General features: G+C 34.6%; 16 protein-coding genes and 2 pseudogenes. 4 read left to right on the top strand and 14 right to left on the bottom strand.

The annotated features are described in order from the left end of the window. Nucleotides 1-39: 39 nt before the first annotated feature. Nucleotides 40-612, bottom strand: a complete 573-nt coding sequence (locus tag BAU28_RS19390; RefSeq protein ID WP_071719619.1) for a TetR/AcrR family transcriptional regulator — start codon at nt 610-612, stop codon at nt 40-42. Nucleotides 613-781: 169 nt separating this feature from the next. Here BAU28_RS19390 and BAU28_RS19385 point away from each other — a divergent pair, with 169 nt between their 5' ends. Beyond that, complete coding sequence (locus BAU28_RS19385; protein ID WP_025146972.1) at nt 782-2,335, top strand: ABC-F family ATP-binding cassette domain-containing protein; 1,554 nt, start codon at nt 782-784, stop codon at nt 2,333-2,335. A 133-nt stretch (nt 2,336-2,468) separates the two neighbouring features. Here the strand turns inward: BAU28_RS19385 and BAU28_RS19380 are convergent, their stop codons facing one another. Continuing rightward, entirely contained in the window at nt 2,469-3,344 is an 876-nt protein-coding gene (locus BAU28_RS19380; protein WP_071719618.1) for a TetR/AcrR family transcriptional regulator, read from the bottom strand. A gap of 294 nt (nt 3,345-3,638) precedes the next feature. On the opposite strand from BAU28_RS19380, the gene BAU28_RS19375 reads away from it, so the two are divergent. After that, nucleotides 3,639-6,755 (top strand): efflux RND transporter permease subunit, encoded by a 3,117-nt coding sequence (locus BAU28_RS19375; protein ID WP_071719617.1) that lies wholly within the window; start codon nt 3,639-3,641, stop codon nt 6,753-6,755. Nucleotides 6,756-6,780: 25 nt separating this feature from the next. On the opposite strand, the gene msrB is transcribed toward BAU28_RS19375, so the two are convergent. From msrB to BAU28_RS19335, 8 genes and pseudogenes are all read right to left on the bottom strand, one after another. Further along, nucleotides 6,781-7,233, bottom strand: a complete 453-nt coding sequence (gene msrB, locus BAU28_RS31035; protein WP_276327755.1) for a peptide-methionine (R)-S-oxide reductase MsrB — start codon at nt 7,231-7,233, stop codon at nt 6,781-6,783. A 45-nt stretch (nt 7,234-7,278) separates the two neighbouring features. Next, nucleotides 7,279-7,746: pseudogene (gene msrA / locus BAU28_RS31030) on the bottom strand (peptide-methionine (S)-S-oxide reductase MsrA); the annotation flags it as partial. 239 nt (nt 7,747-7,985) lie between these two features. Next, the gene (locus BAU28_RS19360; RefSeq protein ID WP_048375011.1) at nt 7,986-9,020 is read right to left on the bottom strand and encodes an AI-2E family transporter; all 1,035 of its coding nucleotides are present in this window, start codon (nt 9,018-9,020) and stop codon (nt 7,986-7,988) included. Between the two features lie 332 nt (nt 9,021-9,352). Beyond that, nucleotides 9,353-10,045 carry an antiholin-like protein LrgB gene (lrgB, locus tag BAU28_RS19355; protein WP_002174468.1) on the bottom strand — a complete coding sequence of 231 codons (693 nt, stop codon included), beginning with the start codon at nt 10,043-10,045 and terminating at the stop codon, nt 9,353-9,355. 37 nt (nt 10,046-10,082) lie between these two features. Next, a complete protein-coding gene (gene lrgA / locus BAU28_RS19350) occupies nt 10,083-10,514 on the bottom strand; it encodes an antiholin-like murein hydrolase modulator LrgA (RefSeq protein ID WP_002174469.1) in 432 nt (143 codons plus the stop codon). A gap of 132 nt (nt 10,515-10,646) precedes the next feature. After that, nucleotides 10,647-11,387 carry a LytR/AlgR family response regulator transcription factor gene (locus BAU28_RS19345; RefSeq protein WP_071719614.1) on the bottom strand — a complete coding sequence of 247 codons (741 nt, stop codon included), beginning with the start codon at nt 11,385-11,387 and terminating at the stop codon, nt 10,647-10,649. Next, the gene (gene lytS / locus BAU28_RS19340; RefSeq protein ID WP_071719613.1) at nt 11,365-13,134 is read right to left on the bottom strand and encodes a two-component system sensor histidine kinase LytS; all 1,770 of its coding nucleotides are present in this window, start codon (nt 13,132-13,134) and stop codon (nt 11,365-11,367) included. Before lytS ends, BAU28_RS19345 begins: the two co-directional genes overlap by 23 nt. Before the next feature lie 144 nt (nt 13,135-13,278). Beyond that, nucleotides 13,279-14,349: a nitric oxide synthase oxygenase gene (locus BAU28_RS19335; protein ID WP_071719612.1), complete on the bottom strand. Its 1,071-nt coding sequence runs from the start codon at nt 14,347-14,349 to the stop codon at nt 13,279-13,281. Nucleotides 14,350-14,566: 217 nt separating this feature from the next. Between BAU28_RS19335 and sodA the strand changes: the two genes are divergently transcribed. Then, nucleotides 14,567-15,193 carry a superoxide dismutase [Mn] gene (sodA, locus tag BAU28_RS19325; RefSeq protein ID WP_071719611.1) on the top strand — a complete coding sequence of 209 codons (627 nt, stop codon included), beginning with the start codon at nt 14,567-14,569 and terminating at the stop codon, nt 15,191-15,193. Nucleotides 15,194-15,281: 88 nt separating this feature from the next. On the opposite strand, the gene BAU28_RS19320 is transcribed toward sodA, so the two are convergent. Both BAU28_RS19320 and BAU28_RS19315 read right to left on the bottom strand, forming a co-directional pair. Further along, complete coding sequence (locus tag BAU28_RS19320) at nt 15,282-16,160, bottom strand: NAD-dependent epimerase/dehydratase family protein (protein WP_116500399.1); 879 nt, start codon at nt 16,158-16,160, stop codon at nt 15,282-15,284. A 105-nt stretch (nt 16,161-16,265) separates the two neighbouring features. Further along, a complete protein-coding gene (locus BAU28_RS19315; RefSeq protein WP_071719609.1) occupies nt 16,266-16,856 on the bottom strand; it encodes an AmiS/UreI family transporter in 591 nt (196 codons plus the stop codon). A 392-nt stretch (nt 16,857-17,248) separates the two neighbouring features. Between BAU28_RS19315 and pelG the strand changes: the two are divergent. Then, nucleotides 17,249-17,899 (top strand): annotated as a pseudogene (pelG, locus tag BAU28_RS19310) (exopolysaccharide Pel transporter PelG); the annotation flags it as partial. 51 nt (nt 17,900-17,950) lie between these two features. Here the strand turns inward: pelG and galE are convergent. Further along, nucleotides 17,951-18,967 (bottom strand): UDP-glucose 4-epimerase GalE, encoded by a 1,017-nt coding sequence (gene galE, locus BAU28_RS19305; RefSeq protein WP_071719608.1) that lies wholly within the window; start codon nt 18,965-18,967, stop codon nt 17,951-17,953. A gap of 184 nt (nt 18,968-19,151) precedes the next feature. After that, a complete protein-coding gene (trhA, locus tag BAU28_RS19300; protein WP_025146958.1) occupies nt 19,152-19,799 on the bottom strand; it encodes a PAQR family membrane homeostasis protein TrhA in 648 nt (215 codons plus the stop codon). Nucleotides 19,800-19,851 lie beyond the last annotated feature (52 nt).

The following is a 19,851-nucleotide window of genomic DNA, read 5'->3' as shown; positions in this document are numbered from 1 at the left end:
AATTAACCACTGTTCAATTAATATTAAAAAGAAAATCACTTACATAAGAAGCGATTTTGAAATAAACTCCACGTGTACTTTAGCTAATCCTCTTACTTCTTCAAATGTTTGATCACTTCCACAATAGTGTGCCACAAACCCATGTAATGATAGAAAAACAGACCATATTGTCATTACATTTACCTTCTCATTACACAAAGAAGATACAACAGTAGCAAATTTTTCGTAACTAACATTTGGGCCATCTGCTAAACATTCTTTTAACTCATCATCTCTAATTAAAAACATGATTTCATAATGACTTTGATTTTGCAAACCAAATTCAATAAAACCAAATAAAACAGCTTTTAATTGTTCCTCTTGTGGAAAATTTTGATCATTAATCTCATCTAACTTTTGATTTAGCAACTGAAAATCTTGTTCTACCATTGCATAAAAAAGCTCTGCCTTATTTTTAAAATGATAATAGATGGCACCGTGACTATACCCTAGTTCCGTTGCGATTTTACGCATTGAAGTATGCTGATACCCTTGTGCTATAAATAGGTCCCTTGCTACATTCATAATCATTTCTCTCGTTAATTCTTGTTTAACTGCCCTTCTTGGCGACATTTTTCATACCTCACATTTTAATTGACCACCGTTTAATTTATATTATAACTTTTTCCTAAAAAAATACAATATTCTTCTTACAAAAAGATACATTTCGAAAGGATAGCATTATACTCAATAATTTAGTATCATGATTCAAGGTACTATTTCAAGTTGGACGGAGGATACTATGAGCTTATTAACAGTCGAAAAACTAGGACATACATTTGGTGATCGTACATTATTTAAAGATGTATCTATGCGATTACTAGCAGGTGAACACGTTGGATTAGTCGGTGCAAATGGTGTTGGTAAATCAACATTTATGAATATTATTACTGGACAGCTTATTCACGACCAAGGTCGTGTAGAGTGGACACCGGGCACACATTACGGTTACTTAGATCAGCATACAGTTTTAACACCTGGTCGTACAATTCGTGACGTATTAGCTGATGCCTTTTTACCTTTATTTAAAAAGGAACAGGCGTTAAATGAAGTTACAGAAAAAATGGGAACTGCTACACCAGAAGAATTAGAGGACCTTCTTGAGCAGATGGCAGAAATACAAGATGCACTCGAAGCAGGCGGTTTCTATTTACTAGATATGAAAATCGAAGAAGCAGCACGAGGTCTTGGAATTGATGCGATTGGTTTAGATCGTGATGTTTCAGCACTAAGTGGTGGACAACGTACAAAAGTATTGCTTGCAAAACTTTTACTTGAGCAACCAGAAGTGTTATTACTCGATGAGCCTACCAACTATTTAGACGTTGAACACATTCATTGGTTAACGAATTATTTAAAAGAATACCCGCATGCATTCTTATTAATTTCCCATGATACAGAATTTATGAATAAATGTGTTGATGTTATTTTCCATCTAGAATTTACGAAAATGACGCGCTATACAGCGACATACGAAAAATTCCTAGAACTAGCAGAAATCAATAAAAACCAACATATAAACGCTTATGAAAAGCAACGTGAGTTTATTAAAAAGCAAGAAGATTTCATTGCGAAGAACAAGGCTCGTTATTCAACTACAGGTCGTGCAAAGAGTCGTCAAAAACAGCTTGATCGCATGGAGCTTATTGATCGTCCTGAAACAGCAATTAAGCCAGAATTCTCATTTAAAGAATGTCGTGCAAGTAGCCGTTTCGTCTTTGAAGGTGAAGATGTAGAAATCGGATATACACACCCATTACTACCAAAACTAACAATGACAATTGAACGCGGTGAAAAAATCGCTATCGTTGGATGTAATGGTGTTGGTAAATCAACATTATTAAAAACAATTTTAGGAAAAATTAAACCATTAAGCGGTAAAACGAGTCTTGGTGACTTCTTAGAACCTGCATACTTCGAACAAGAAGTAAAAGCTGATAATATAACACCAATTGATGACGTTTGGAACACATTCCCTAGCATGGACCAACATCAAATCCGTGCAATGTTAGCGAAATGTGGATTGAAAAATGAGCATATATCTCGCCCTCTAAGTCAATTAAGTGGTGGCGAGCAAGCAAAAGTTCGTTTATGTAAGCTAATGGGTGAAGAAAGTAACTGGATATTATTCGACGAGCCAACAAACCATCTTGATGTTACAGCAAAGGAAGAACTTCAAAAAGCTCTGAAAGCATATAAAGGGACAATCCTTCTTGTATGTCACGAACCAGAATTTTATGAAGGCTGGATCACAAAAACTTGGAATGTTGAAGAATGGGCAGAACAAAATAAATAAGCCTTAAATTATTTCATTATAATTGTAAAATAAAATCCGTTCCTAGAAAGCATTTAGGAACGGATTTTTTTATAATAACGAAGCTTTCAGTAGCTTCAGGCCAATAAGACAAAAAGATTAAACTAACATTTCATTATTTCAACTCTATATTATAATATCGAGCTAACCTTAATCGAAAATCCTTCAAATCATTATACGCTTCCAAATTCGCTAACATCCCTCGAATAACTGGAATCCTTGGATTTTGAACTTTCATTTCTGATTCTAAAACATCTAAAGTGACTAAAACCTCATCATTTTCCAGTTGATCTGCTAATGTTCGCTTTAACATAATAATTTCTTTCAAAAAATGCTCTTTCACCTGTTCTTTAATAAGTTCTGAGCTACAAAAAAACTCCCCTATCTTTTCCTCATTTAAAACAGGTTCCTCCGAAGAGCCTAGAAGCCCTTCTACTAAGTGGTCTATTCTTTTTAAAATAAATGAAGAAACATAAGAAAAATCAATTTCTGGCTCATTTAAAATAATTAACTGTAAATAACCATGGCATATCCCTTCCACCATAATTACCAAATCTAATAAATATGGACTGACTTTTTCACCATAAATGGACAGTAAGCTATTCCGATAAAATGCATGAGACTCTAATTTCATCCGCATCATAAACTCTTCTACTTCTTTATTAAACGGAATTGCATTTTCTCTTGCATGCATAATAATAAATTCTTTATGTCTTTGCACATCAGTAAACTGACAATATAATTGTTTTTCGAATTTTTCACGTGGTAATAAAGATTCTTCCTCAATATCCAGCATTTTCTTTTGGATTTTGTCATAATAATATCGAAGTGTCGCTAATAAAAGCTCGTCTTTCGATTTAAAATACAAATAAAAAGCCCCTTTCGATATACCACAGGCGGTGACGATTTCTTGTACTGACGTTGCACTTACACCCTTAGTCGCAAATAACTTCATAGCCATCTCTATAATTAAGCGCTCTTTTTCTTTCATATCTTCTCTCCTAAGCCTAATTTCGCATCTTATGTAAATTTATCTTATATTAGCAAGCAGCAAGACTCCTCCCCAAAAATTTAACGGAACAAACAAGTTATTTTTGAGGCCTACTATCTATTTAGAAGTTCAATTAATAAAAGCTAATAATTCAGTAAGGAATAATAAAAAATCTCTCCCCTTACATTTTAGCTTTATTATACCATCTCTTTTCATTGACTACTGACCAGTCGGTCAGTTATATTGTGTATTAGACTGACCGATTGGTCAATACAATAAAAAGGGAGCGCAAACATGAACAAAATCATCAATTTCTCGTTAAAAAATAAGTTCGCAGTTTGGCTACTAACCATTATTGTTACTATCGCAGGTATTTATTCTGGACTCAATATGAAGCTGGAGACAATTCCTGATATTACAACACCGATTGTAACAGTAACTACGGTTTATCCTGGTGCTACACCAGCTGAAGTAGCTGATAAAGTGTCAAAACCGATGGAAGAGCAACTGCAAAATTTAAGCGGCGTAAACGTTGTTAGCTCATCATCTTATCAAAATGCATCTTCTATTCAAATAGAATATGATTTTGATAAAAATATGGAAAAAGCCGAAACAGAAGTTAAAGAGGCACTCACAAATATGAAACTGCCGGAAGGTGTGAAAGATCCGAAAGTCTCTCGAGTAAACTTTAATGCCTTTCCAGTTATTTCATTAAGCGTAGCAAGTAAAAATGAATCTTTAGCTACCTTAACTGAAAATGTTGAAAAAAATGTTGTTCCAGGTTTAAAAGGACTTGATGGTGTCGCATCTGTTCAAATCACAGGTCAACAAGTAGACGAAGTACAGCTTGTCTTCAAACAAGATAAGATGAAAGAATTAGGTTTAAGTGAAGATACTGTAAAAAATATTATTAAAGGATCGGACGTATCTTTACCACTTGGCTTATATACATTTAAAGACACGGAAAAATCAGTTGTTGTAGATGGAAATATCACAACAATTAAAGCATTAAAAGAACTAAAAATCCCAGCTGTACCTTCATCACCGAGCGGCCAAGGTAGTCAAAATGCTGGAGCTGGTGCACAAACGCCGCAAATGAATCCAGCCGCTATGAACGGCATACCAACGGTCACATTAGAAGAAATTGCTGATATTAAAGAAGTCGGAAAAGCAGAATCTATTTCTCGAACAAATGGAAAAGAAGCAATCGGAATTCAAATTGTGAAGGCTGCTGATGCGAATACAGTTGATGTTGTAAATGCAGTTAAAGATAAAGTAAAAGACCTTGAGAAAAAATATAAGGATTTAGAGATCATTTCAACATTCGACCAAGGTGCACCGATCGAAAAATCAGTTGAAACAATGCTTAGCAAAGCTATTTTCGGTGCTATCTTTGCGATTATTATTATTATGTTGTTCCTAAGAAACATTCGAACAACACTAATCTCTGTCGTTTCTATACCACTTTCTTTATTAATTGCAGTCTTAGTAATAAAACAAATGGATATTACACTTAACATTATGACACTTGGAGCAATGACGGTCGCTATCGGACGCGTTGTCGATGATTCAATTGTTGTTATTGAAAATATTTACCGACGTATGTCGTTATCAGAAGAGAAATTACGTGGGAAAGATTTAATTCGTGAAGCTACGAAAGAAATGTTTATCCCGATTATGTCTTCTACAATTGTAACAATTGCTGTATTCTTACCTCTTGGACTTGTAAAAGGTATGATTGGTGAAATGTTCTTACCATTCGCTTTAACTATTGTCTTTGCTTTATTAGCGTCATTACTAGTGGCAATTACAATTGTACCAATGCTAGCTCACTCCTTATTCAAGAAAGAGAGTATGAGAGAAAAAGAAGTGCATCATGAAGAAAAACCAAGCAAATTAGCAAACGGATATAAACGCATACTTCGATGGGCGTTAAACCATAAAATTATTACATCAAGTATCGCCGTCCTTCTATTAGTAGGTAGCCTTGCATTGGTACCAATTATCGGTGTCAGCTTCTTACCATCTGAAGAAGAAAAAATGATTATTGCAACATACAACCCTGAGCCAGGTCAAACGTTAGAAGACGTTGAAAAAATTGCAACGAAAGCTGAAAAGCACTTCCAAGATAAAAAAGACGTCAAAACAATTCAATTCTCATTAGGTGGCGAAAACCCAATGAGCCCTGGTAAAACAAATCAAGCTATGTTCTTCGTTCAATATGATAACGATACGAAGAACTTCGAAAAAGAGAAAGAACAAGTCGTTAAAGATTTACAAAAGATGTCTGGAAAAGGCGAATGGAAAAACCAAGATTTCGGAGCAAGTGGCGGTAGTAACGAAATTAAACTATACGTTTATGGAGATAGCTCTGAAGAAATTAAGCCTGTCGTTAAAGATATTCAAAATATCATGAAGAAAAATAAAGACTTAAAAGACGTAGACTCTAGTATTGCGAAAACATATGCAGAATACACTTTAGTCGCAGATCAAGAAAAGCTAAGTAAAATGGGGCTAACTGCTGCCCAAATTGGAATGGGACTTTCTAATCAACACGACCGCCCTGTTCTTACAACGATTAAAAAAGATAATAAAGATATAAATGTATATGTAGAGACTGAAAAACAAAACTATGAAACGATTGATGATTTAACGAATCGTAAAATTACAACACCACTCGGTAATGAAGTTGCTGTTAAAGATGTTATGACTGTAAAAGAAGGTGAAACTTCTAACACCGTAACACATCGAGATGGCCGCGTTTATGCAGCAGTAAGTGCAAAATTAACATCTGATGACGTTTCAAAAGCATCGGCTGCAGTTCAAAAAGAAGTGGATAAAATGGATCTCCCTTCTGGTGTAGACGTTTCTATGGGCGGTGTTACAAAAGATATTCAAGAATCATTTAAGCAACTTGGCTTAGCGATGTTAGCTGCAATTGCCATTGTATACTTCGTCCTTGTCGTTACATTTGGCGGTGCTCTTGCACCATTTGCAATCTTATTCTCGCTACCATTCACAATCATTGGTGCACTTGTTGCCCTATTAATCTCTGGCGAAACATTAAGTGTATCCGCAATGATTGGGGCTCTTATGTTAATTGGTATCGTTGTAACGAATGCAATCGTACTTATTGACCGCGTTATTCATAAAGAAAACGAAGGTCTATCAACACGTGAAGCATTACTAGAGGCTGGCGCAACACGTCTACGTCCTATCTTAATGACTGCAATTGCAACAATCGGGGCTCTTATTCCGCTTGCATTAGGATTTGAAGGTAGCGGCTTAATTTCTAAAGGACTTGGAGTAACCGTAATTGGTGGATTAACAAGTTCAACATTATTAACACTTCTTATCGTACCAATCGTTTATGAAGCACTAAGTAAATTTAAAAAGAAAAAAGCAAAATAAAAAAATAACCTCGCTAACTGCGAGGTTATTTTTTATTGCCAAACAGAATTAAGAAATCACCATATCCCTCTTCTTCTAACTTCTCTTTTGGGATAAATCGAAGAGCCGCTGAATTAATACAATAACGAAGGCCATTTGGCCCTGGGCCATCTGGGAATACATGCCCTAGATGTGAATCTCCTTCTTTACTTCTCACTTCCGTACGCGTCATATTATGACTAACATCCATTTTCTCTTTTACACTAGCTGACAGAACCGGTTTCGTAAAACTCGGCCATCCGCATCCGCTATCGAATTTATCTATAGAAGTGAACAATGGTTCACCAGAAACAATATCTACATATAAACCCTCTTCTTTATAATTCCAATACTCATTCTGAAATGGTGGTTCTGTCCCATTTTCCTGGGTCACATAAAATTGCATCTCGTTTAATCTTTCTTTTAAATGAGCATTGTCCTTCGGCCAGTGCTTTTTAATAAAAGCATCGCGCCCTGAGCCCTTGCGGTATAGTTCATAGCGGAATGTATTTTTCCTATGATATCCTTGATGATATTCTTCAGCTGGATAAAATGTAGCAGCTGGCAATATTTTTGTAGCAATTGGCTTTGAAAAACGTCCACCCTTCGCAAGCTCTTCTTTTGAAGCCTCTGCTCGTCTATGTTGTTCTTCATTATGGTAAAAAATCACCGTTTCATAAGACTGCCCACGGTCGTGGAATTGCCCTCCAATATCAGTCGGGTCAATTTGTCTCCAATATATATTTAACAACTCTTCATACGGCATTTTATTTGCATCAAATGTAATTTGTACTGCTTCATAATGTCCAGTAGTTTCCGAACACACTTCTTTATACGTCGGATCCTCTTTATGGCCGCCTGTATAGCCTGAAACAACCTGTATAATTCCTTCCATCTCTTCAAACGGTGAAACCATGCACCAGAAACACCCACCAGCAAATGTAGCTAACTCTCTCTTTTCATTTATAGCCATTATTTCACCCCAATTGTATATTCTTCTTACAGTATGTCATAAAGTACCATAATTTATAAAGTGAAACTTTAATCAGTGGGGGTTTTGTCCATCCCCCACTGATTATTAGCCCACACCAATCGGTAGCCCGACTCCCACCTAACTTCCTCGCATTCGCCAAATTTTGAGGTGGGAGTCTTACTATCCGCAAATAGCGGGGTAAAAGAAAAAGCATCGAATATCGATGCTTTTTCTTTACTTTATTTTCCTGAAAAATCCTTCTCATTTTCATCACTTGTCACGTCTAAAACATCTAATAAGAATATGAAGATTGGAATACCGATAATTAATCCCCATACACCTAAGAAATGTTCAGAGAAAATTAATACCATAAATGTGTAGAAGATTGGTAAGTTTGTTTTTTGTGACATAAACTTCGGATTTAATACATAGCTCTCAAGCGCATGAATTACCGTTACAATAACTATAATATAAACGACATACATAATACCGCCGATATTGTAAGCAATCATACAGAGTGGGAATAACGAAATGATAACACCTGCTACTGGAATTAAACCAAGTAAGAAAATCATTAATGCTAAACCTAGCAATTGTGGAAATCCTAATATCCATAATGCAATAACAGATAAAATACAGTTAACAATTGCAATTAAAAATTGTGCTTCAATTACTTTTCCGAATGAACGTGCAAACTTCTTTCCGAAATACTCAATCTCAGTATAGAAAATTGCAAGTCGGCTTTCTTTAAATTTCGCAGTAAAGGCAAAAATACGAGCCTTTTCAAGTAAGAAAAATAAACTTAAAATTAAAGAAAGTAAAACTTGAAGGCCAAATTTCCCAACATTCGTAATAGATTTATACAAAATGTCTACGCCTTGCCCTACATATTTAGAAAGCTCCATATGATTAACAGCATTAACTGCATATTTAATTAATTCACTATCTGGCGGATTTCTTAAAAATACATTAAATTGATAAATTAGTTGTGAAATTTGTATTGTTAATACCGGTAAATATTTAAAGAGAGTAATGGCAATTCCGGCAACTAACGTTACATATAAAAACGCTATAATAATTTTCCGGTTAATTGGCATGAAATGATCTAATTTACGAGAAATGAACTTTTGAAATCGATCCATTAAATACGTCAACATAAACGTAATTAAAATTAAATTCAACATACTTTGCAGCCCATACAATATGAGAGCAAGTAGCACTAATACGAGTAACCTCTGAAATCCTTTGCTTTGAAACAGGTTTTTTATTTGCATAATCGACGAGTACTCTCTCCTGTCCTATAAAGTAAAACTTTTATAAGTATATTCTCTCTATATCCTACTTATAATTAATCCTTAATATTAGTATTACAAGCAATTTATCTCTTCTATAATTGCTCATTAATATGTCCTATATTATGTTACTTCTTATTTTACAATACAATGACCTATTTCAAAATGCATTATGCATAGTATTAATGAATATTTAAGGAAACTTTTATTCTAATACAAATAGGTCTTACCACTACTGTAACATAAAAAGCAAGCTATCAGTAGAAATCCGTCCTACAAATAGCTTGCTTTTATAATTTTTTAAGTAAGTTTTATTACCCAATGAATGGCATGAACATCGGAATGACAACCACTGTTACAACACCAACTACTGTCACAGCGATACTCGCCATAGCCGCTTCTACTTCACCCATTTCAATCCCTACTGCAACCCCTAACGCATGTCCTGCTGTTCCAAGTGCTAACCCTTTAGCAATCGGGTGTTTCACTCTAAATGTTTTTAAGAATAAAGCTCCCAATGCGTATACGATAACTGCGTTAAAGATAACTGCAAACGATGTAATTGCTGGAATACCACCAATACTTTCAGATATTGGTAATGCAATTGCTGTTGTCGCTGCCTGTGGTAACATTGAATTCATTACAGATGTATCTAAGCCAATTGCTTTTGCGACAATGAACACGACAACCACTGAACAAATAGATCCAACCACGATAGCCGATAAAATTTGCCACCAATATTTTTTTAATTTATCAACTTGTTTATATAACGGAATTGCAAAGGCAATTGTTGCTGGCTCTAAGAAGAAACTAATCATTTTCCCACCAGTATTGTATTCCTCAAAAGTAAAGTTACCTACTTTTAAAAAGACGATCCCTAATACCATTGCTACAAATAATGGTGTAAATAAGAAGAATCCTTTTGAGTGCTTGAATAAAAGTGTTCCGATTCCGTATGCAATTAATGAAACGACGATTCCGAAATATGGAGTCATTGTGCTTGTCATGTTCATTACCTCCTAACCATGTAATGGTCTAAAATAGTTACGCAACTTTCCCTTGCTTGCGTCCTTTATTTACTACTTTCAATTCTTTTGTATCTTTTGTTTCTTTGTCATCTTTACCTAAAATCAATTGTGCAAATAAACCTGTTACGGCAAGTAAAATAATTGTTGCGACAACGATTACAGTTATGATTTGTACAAAATATTGGCTCATTACACCAAGAGAGTTAATAACTGATATACCTGATGGGACGAAAAGAAATCCGATAATACCTGTTAAAGCTGTTCCGAGTGATTCAACTTGCTCCAATTTAATAACCTTTAAACATAATAGACTAAATAAAATGACTAACCCGATTACTGATGAAGGCATCGGAATTGGTAAATGTGTTGAGATAATATTAGAAACTAACATAATAGCTGAAAAAACAAATATTTGTGATAGAAAACCATATACTTTTTTTGTGCTCATTTTGGCCACCTCTTTCGATTTGGTACCTTTATTGTATAGGATATAAACAACTAAGTAAGCGTTTACATAACGGAATGTCAAATATATACAACCAGTTACAAAAATCATAGAGTGAAATACAAAAGCTGCTCCTTAAATGCGAAGCAGCTTTTTAAGTTCTTTTGCATATGTACGGCTAACTGGGACTTTAGACCCCTCTTTCATAATTAAGTTATAAGTCGAATTAAACCACGGCTGTATCTCAGAAATATGATTAATATTAGCAATGAAACTACGATGAACACGCATAAAAATTGTTTGTGATAATTTCTTTTCCAAAATCACAAGTGTATCATGTGTTACATATGTTTCTTTCATTGTTTTTACAGTTACTTTCCCATCTACAAGTCCTACATAAATAATATCTTCAATATTAACAAGTACAATTGATTCCTCAATTGGTAGTGCTAATTTATGCATCTCGGTCGTTACATCTATACTCTTTGCATCTTGCTTTGTTTCTATTTTTGTTTGCTTTTGTTTCTTATATTTCTTTAATGTCTGTACAATACGCTCTTCATCAAATGGCTTTAAAATGTAATCTAACGCATCTACTTCAAAGGCTTGCAGTGCATATTGATCATATGCAGTTGCAAACACGATTGAAGGCGGATTTTTCATCTTCTTTAATATATTTGCGATCTCAAATCCGTTATCCTCAGATAGTTGAATATCTAGAAAAACTATGTCTGGCTTGTTTTTCATTAATTCTTCTAAAGCATCCTCTACACAATCAGCCTCGCCAACTATCTCCACTTCTTTCGTTCGCTCTAATAAATATTTCAATTCATCCCGTGCTAACATTTCATCATCAACTACTAATACCTTTAACACTCGCTTTTTCCTCCCCTACTTTTTTTGGAATTATAAAGAGGATCTTTGTTCCTCGCTCCAATTCACTTTCAATTTGAAGCATTGTCTCTTTTCCAAATAACCCGATAAGCCGTTCATTAATATTATATAAAGCTGTTCCAGTCCCTTTCTTTGATGGAACCACCATTTTTCCTAATTGCTCTAGACGTTCGTTCTCAATTCCTTGCCCATTATCCTTCACCTCAAAGTAAACCATTCCCTCTTTTTCAAACACATGTACCTCAACTTGGCATACTGATTGCTTTTTTGGAAAAGCATGGCGCAATGCATTTTCAACTAATAACTGAAGCACGAATGGTGGAACTAATGTTGTCTTTAATTCTTCTTCAATGTACATCTTTACTTCATACTTATTCGGAAATCTTGCTTGCTCTAACGATAAATATGCATGTACATGATTTAACTCTTGTTCTAATGGAATAAGTAATTGACGTGCCCCTTGCAAATTACAACGGAAATAGACGCTAAGCTGTAGCAATAATTTTCTCGCTTTCTCTACATCTGTTCGGCATAAAGCTGATACTGTATTAATCGCATTAAATAAAAAGTGCGGATTAATTTGTGCTTGCAGCGCCTTTATTTCAGCATCTTGTAATAACTTACTTTGTAACTCAGCTTCACCTAACTCAAGCTGTGTGGAAAATATTTTCGCCAGTCCTTCCGCTAATTCTTCTTCAACACGACTTAATTGATTAGGGGTTTTAAAATAAAGTTTTAATGTTCCTATCGTATTTCCATGTGAAGTTAATGGAATGACAACTGCCGCTTGCAATGGACACCCTTCATGTTGGCAATTAATAATCTCACGTGATTTCGCTTTCATTATTTTCCCTGTTTTTAATACTTCTTTTGATAAACCTGTGATTAAACTATGTGAAGGAATATGATGATCTGATGCTAATCCAACATGAGCTAAGATTTTCTCTGTATCTGTTAAGGATACCGCATCTGTTCCCGTAAAGCGGTGAATAATTTGTGCCACATGCTTGCAAGATTCTTCTGTTAACCCTTGGCGAAAATATGGCAACGTTTTATCAGCAATTCGTAATACTTTATGTGTTTGCAGAGCTTTTGCATTCTCTTCTTGACGCAAAATAGCCTGTATCATAGAAAGTAAAATAAAGCTTCCGAAACTATTTACAAGGATCATTGGGATCGCAATTGTTTTCACAATACTGATTCCATCCTCTACAATTAATAAAATCATAATCATTTCTAAAGAAACGATAAAAACACTTAAAGCCGCTGAAAATTTAGGGGTAATTGTACGATTATATTTTTTGAAAATGTATCCAATATAACCTGTTATAATTCCTGCTAAAATTGATGAAATTGCACAACTTGCCGCTGTCGTTCCGCCAAGCATATAACGATGAATGCCAGCAATAGACCCTACTCCAATTCCAACGATAGGCCCACCTAACAAGCCACTAATTCCAACCCCCATGATTCGTGTATTCGCAATCGTGCTAGATGAAGAAACACCTTGTAGCCAATTTTCATTCATAATAGTATTTCCTGCTATTTCAATCCCTGTGTAATTGCTTACAATTGTAAACACCGAAAAAATACAAATAAGCTTAAGCTTATCTACATATCCATCCTGTTTATGAAGAAGGCGTCGGAACGTTTTAATATGAGAAAGTAAAAATCCTAAAATAACAATAAGCCCGACGCGTTCAATCATCATAAGTACTAAATTTAGCATCTGTGATTCATTCCTTTTTGTTTAGTTAGTTTTATTATCGGAAAATAACAATGGAATCGTCAAGAATAATGGGTATATTTTGAAGTCCCGTGTGATATTGGACGACAAAGAAGCATTGAACAACTCTAGTTCAATGCTTTTTCTTTATTTATGAAAGAAATTCGGTGTAAGAACATCATTTGGATAAGGTTTATGATAAATATGAGTTGTAGCAGGGGATAACGGAGGGATTAACCATACCCAATTTCCCGTAACAACTCGGCCACAAGCAGCTTCCTGCTTTTCAAACTGTTGAAATTGTTGTGCAGCAGTATGGTGATCTACAATACTAACTCCTTGTTTTTTAAAGGAATGTAACACCGCAATATTCAACTCAATCAGTGCCTTATCTTTCCATAACGTACTATTTCTCGAAGTATCTAAATTCATCATCTCCGCAACTGCCGGAAGTAAATTATAACGATCATGGTCCGCTAAGTTACGAGCACCAATCTCAGTTCCCATATACCACCCATTAAATGGAGCTGCTGTATAAGAAATACCACCAATCTCTAAACGCATATCTGAAATCATCGGTACTCCATACCATTTCACTCCTAAAGATGAAATTGGGTACTCTGGATGTTCAATTGGTACCTCTTTCACTTCTTTTTTCGGGATTTCTTTATATACAGGCTCTTTTCCATCAATAGAAAATACAAGTGGTAATACATCAAAATGTGTACCTTCGCCTTGCCAACCAAGCTCCTGACATAAATCAGTAAATGCAGCGGAGTGAGAATCACCAATTACCCCCATTTCCGTCTTATATCCTGCATATCGAATTAATTGATGATTATAAATCCGAATATTATTTTCTTCACCTTGATATTGCTTAAAAATTGTAATTGTCGGTTTAACTTTTCCATCATTCGTCGCATATTTAATATGATGAATTAATGCATTATATACACCTTCCTCATCATTTACTTCACGCGCATCTAATATGTGCATCTTATTCCAAAATAGTCTTCCGATACATCTATTACTATTGCGCCATGCCATTCGTGATCCATGAACAAGTTCTTCAAATGTATGCTCATACGTTCCGGTCTTTTCTATCTCTATTAAAATTTCTTTCATACGCTCTTCTATTAATTGCTCTTTATTAAGCTCTTTATAGCAAATCCTAATAAAATTACTTGCTTCCTCTATTAATTGTTTCGTTTTACTCATAAACAATCTCCTTCTATCTCAACAAGACACTACTACTTTACAGTATAAGCAAAAAGGATAAGAGTCACAAACGAAATCAAAAGTGTTACTTTTATCGTAATATTTTTCAGAAAATTATTAGAATTGTTGTTGACTTTCGGAATAAACAAGTGTATTTTTGACTTAGGTAAAATGTTTTTACCAAGACCAACTTTTTGAGTGGAAAGGAGGTAATATCATGTCTTCATTCCAATTGCCTAATCTTTCATATGATTATGATGAACTAGAGCCATATATTGATGGTGACACATTAGCCATTCATCACGGCAAGCATCATGCGACATATGTAAACAATTTAAATGCTGCTTTGGGGGGCTATACCGAATTACATAATAAATCGTTAGAAGAGTTACTATGTAATTTAAACACCTTGCCAAAAGAGATTGCTACAGCCGTAAGAAATAACGGTGGTGGACATTATTGTCATAGTCTTTTTTGGGAAGTGATGAGCCCACGAGGTGGCGGCGAGCCTAATGGAGACATTGCAAAAGTAATTGATTATTATTTCAATACCTTTGACAACTTAAAAGACCAACTGTCCAAAGCAGCCATTAGTCGTTTTGGGAGTGGGTATGGATGGCTTGTTCTTGATGGTGAAGAACTCGCTGTTATGAGTACGCCAAATCAAGACACACCTTTGCAAGAAGGAAAGATCCCATTACTCGTCATCGATGTATGGGAACATGCCTATTATTTAAAATATCAAAATCGGCGCCCAGAATTTATCACCAATTGGTGGAATACAGTTAACTGGGACCGAGTAAATGAAAAGTATTTGCAAGCAATTCAATCACAAAAACATTAGTCGTGCGTATAAGGTAAATTTGGTAATGTTAAACTAGTATTGTCGAAATCCTCCAGAATCCCCCGGATTGCCACCGGGGGATTTATGATTACTTCAGTATATCTATGTAATGCTGTAAAACATTTTTTATTTCTAATTTTAATTCTCGGAACGGAAATCCTAATTCGCGAGCCTTTCTATTATGTAACGTACAATTAGTCACCTCATTATAAGGTGCTATATTGTCTCCTGCTTCTTGAATAAGAGCTTTTGTCCCACTATGTTCTTCTATGAAACGAATAACTTCTCCCATAGAGATCACTCCGTTACTGCAAGCGTTAATTGGACCTTCTATGCTTTCCATTCCGCACCATGCTAAAAACTCTCCAGCTTCTTTTTCATGTATGAACGACAACTTTCCATCTAAATGATCCACAACAATAGACTCTTGTTTCACAACATTTTCAACGTAAAACTGTAATCTCTTCGTATAATCATTTTCTCCAATAACGACGGGAAAGCGTACCGCAACGACAGGGAATGTTGCCCGTTGAAATAACACTGCTTCCGCTAATCTTTTCCCCTCACTATAAGTGAAATCCCCTCTATCTCCATACGTAATCGAATATTCATACGGATTAAAGTCTTCTTCTTGCAAGTTTAATGTAGGCTCATAGACTGCCATTGAGGATGTCATAACATATTTTTTCACCCTATCACGTAATACTTTACATATAACTTCCGCAGCATTCGAGCTATAGCATAAATTATCGTATACAACATCATAGCTTTTACCTTCTAAACGCTCTTCCAATAACTTTTCGTCTTCTCTATCTACTACAATTCTTTTTACCGTATCCCCAAAGGAATCTTCGGTAATTCCCCGCGTAGCAATCGTTACATTATGTCCAGCTTGCAAAAGCGCTTCTACTAATCGCTTACCAAAAAACCTTGTTCCCCCTAGAACCAGCACTTTTTTCATCTTCATCATCCCCATTTTAGAAATTGTAAAATACCACCTCTATTATAAATGCTACTATATAAAAAGCATGGAATCATTATAAAGATTCCATGCTTTCCTACATGCTATAAATTAACGCACTCGGTATTTAAAAATACAATAGCAAAAATATAAAATTGAAACTACCGATACATAGACAGATATTTCATATACTACTGACTCTCCCCATATTCCCATAAAATAAAAAAGAGAAGGGAGTGTAAGTGTTACCCATGATTGTACAAACGCTATTCTACCAAGATATTGATTAATATTTTTCTTTTGTACATTTAGTACAAAGAATAAATACCAAAGTAAAGCCCACATAAACCATGTTAGCGCATTAAGAACATCTTGAAATTGAACAAATGATACGACCATATAAAATAAAGCGATAATAGCTACCCATAGGCAAAACCATCCTAATCCAGTACTACTCATCCCTGTAATAAAGGTAACCCCTACGTATAAATACGTTAAACCAAATAAAAAAGTAGCTGCATATGAATATACCGTCCAATTACTTTGATCAGAGATCATAATTAAATAAAACGGAATGATAATTTGTAATGCCCCCACAAATAAATTAAAAACACCTGCACTCTTCATCTCTGCTTTGCCTAGTATGACAAGGCTATTTAAAAATAAGGCTGCACCTGAAAGTAATAATCCTACATAACCCATATATACTCGTGTGAAAATCTTATATTTTCACACTGTAACCTCCCCCATATAAAAAATCATATTATTTATTATCTTTCTTCTTACTCAAAACTACATACATAGTTTTTTATACAAGAAGTCAGACTTCCTACCTTGAAAAGTAAAATAAAACTCCCTTTAATAACTGCTATACAGCAATATTATTTCTTGTTTAATCCTAGTCAGCTTTTCAGTATTTGAAAGTAACAGTATTCCCCTAATACCACGAATTAAAAGCGCTTTCAATAAGAAATAATCCTATCAAAAAGTTAATAGGATTATTTGATTATAAACGTACTCTAACAACAAGACAAGACCTGGGATGATTTTTAAATTATTCCCTTTTATTTCTATGAAAGTTAACAGAATGCTTCATTGAAAATACATTTATTTATCATAAAGTTTATGATACTTCTGTTTTCTGGGCGTATTTAAGCATTATTCCGACCTATATTTTCTTCGTAGTATCCATTGAAACAAGATTTTATGAAAGATATAAAAGGTTCTTCGGTTCGGTGAACAATGGAGGGACATTAAATACAATTTTACAATTAAAAGATTCGATGAATTTTGTTCTTAAACAAGAGATAGAACGCATACTTCGTAATCAAGGTATTTTTTCTTTACTTATTATTTTTATAATATGGATATTTAGTTCACAATCAGGAAAAATGATCCTTGAATACTCTATTCTGCAACTAACTATAATAGGTGCTTATGCAAATGGAATGGTCCTCGTTATTACGTTACTACTCTTATACTTTGAGGATCGTAAAGGTGCCTTCCGAACATCAGCTTTATTCTTTTTTGCAAACCTATTATTAAGTATTCTTCTACTTCCATTTGGATTCAATGGCTACGGTATTAGTTTTGCAATTGGGTCTTCTATTACATTCTCATATGCTATTTATCGACTCTTTGCTTACATTAAAAATATTGATTACTACACATTTTGTCAGTCAAATGCTCCTATGAAACAACGAACTTTCTTTACTAAATTTGCTAATAAACTTAATGGGAAATAAATAAAAAATGACCTTTTGCTCCTGCAAAAAGGTCATTTTTTTATCTGTATATCAAACTTCTAGATAGCCATTTTTGTTATTTGATTGCCATCTCCAAGAATCTGCACACATCTCTTCTAATCCACGTGTTGCTTCCCATCCTAGTTCACGCTTTGCTTTCGATGCATCGGCAAAGCATACTGCTACATCACCAGGACGACGCTCCGTAATTTTATAAGGAACTTTCTTTCCTGAAACCTTTTCAAATGCTTCAACCATTTCTAACACACTATAACCAGTACCTGTACCGAGATTATATGCATCTATCCCAGTAGTGCCAAGTACTTTTTCAAGTGCCTTTACATGGCCATTCGCTAAGTCTACAACGTGAATATAATCACGGATGCCTGTACCATCCTTTGTTGGATAATCATTTCCAAATACACTTAATTCCTTTAGCTTACCTACAGCTACTTGTGTTACATATGGCATTAAATTATTGGGAATTCCATTTGGATCTTCTCCAATACGCCCACTCTTATGTGCACCAAATGGGTTGAAATAGCGAAGTAATGCGATACTCCATTCCGTATCAGCAAATGCTACATCACGCATAATTTGTTCAATCATTAATTTCGTTTGACCATATGGATTGGTTGCACTTAATGGAAACTCCTCCGTAATTGGTGATGTTTCTGGGATACCATATACCGTTGCAGATGAGCTAAAAATCATCTTCTTCACATTATGCTTCTGCATCACTTCACATAGTACCAATGTGCTTGTAATGTTGTTATGATAGTATGTTAATGGAATTGCTACTGATTCTCCTACAGCTTTAAAACCTGCAAAGTGAATAACAGCCTCAATTGTATTTTCTTCAAAAATTGTATCAAGTGCCTCACGATTTAAAATATCTTCTTTATAAAACTTAAATTGTTTTCCTGTTATTTCTTTCACTCGATTTATAGACTCTACTGAGCTATTCGAAAGGTTGTCTACTACTATAATTTCATAATCGTTATTTAGTAATTCCACGCATGTATGACTACCAATATATCCTGCTCCACCTGTTACAAGTATTGCCATAATTATAGTCCTCCATATTTCATTCATTATAAGCTTCCCAAAGTATATCACATATTTCTTACCATATGTTTATTATGCGAACACATAAAATTACATTTTATCCCATAATTATTTTGCATAATAAATGATTCCACTTGTGCAATCAAAAAAGCCACATAATAGAGGTAATGTGGCTTTTTTTTCATTAAATTACGTAACAATATACACTTAGAAAATGGGCAAGACTACCTAGCAATACAAAAATATGAAAAATTTCATGATGCCCCATATGTTTAAATTCTAACCATTTCGGTTTTGCACCATAAATAAACCCACCAATTGTATAAAAGATACCCCCAAGCACTAAGAAAACGATGCCCCCTGTGCTTAAATTCTCAGCTAACGGTGCAAAGAATAGAACAATTAACCAGCCCATCGTAATATAAATTGCTGTCGATAACCATCTCGGACAATTAAACCAAAACATTTTAAAAACAATACCGCAAATCGCAGTTGCATAAACTAAGCAAAATAATAGCAAGCCATTTGCGGAATGTAATGTAATTAAGCAAAAGGGTGCATATGTACCTGCAATTAATATAAAAATCATCGAATGATCGAGCTTCCTAAAGAAATAAATAACACGTTCACTCGCTACAACACTATGATATACAGCTGACGCTGTATAAAGGACCATCATCCCGATACCAAACAAAATAATAGCTGTAATTGCAGCAAAAGATGGCATCTTAACAGAAACTTTCACAAGCATAGCTAATAATGCAATAAATGATAATACAGCCCCCCCTAAGTGGGTAAATGCATTAACCGGTTCTCTTACATAAGCATTCATATAAACACCCCTCATATAATTACATGTAGTTTTGATAACTACATGTAATTAT

This window comes from Bacillus paramycoides (assembly GCF_001884235.1).
Lineage (GTDB): Bacteria > Bacillota > Bacilli > Bacillales > Bacillaceae_G > Bacillus_A > Bacillus_A paramycoides.
This window is presented reverse-complemented; position numbering and strand designations above follow the sequence as displayed.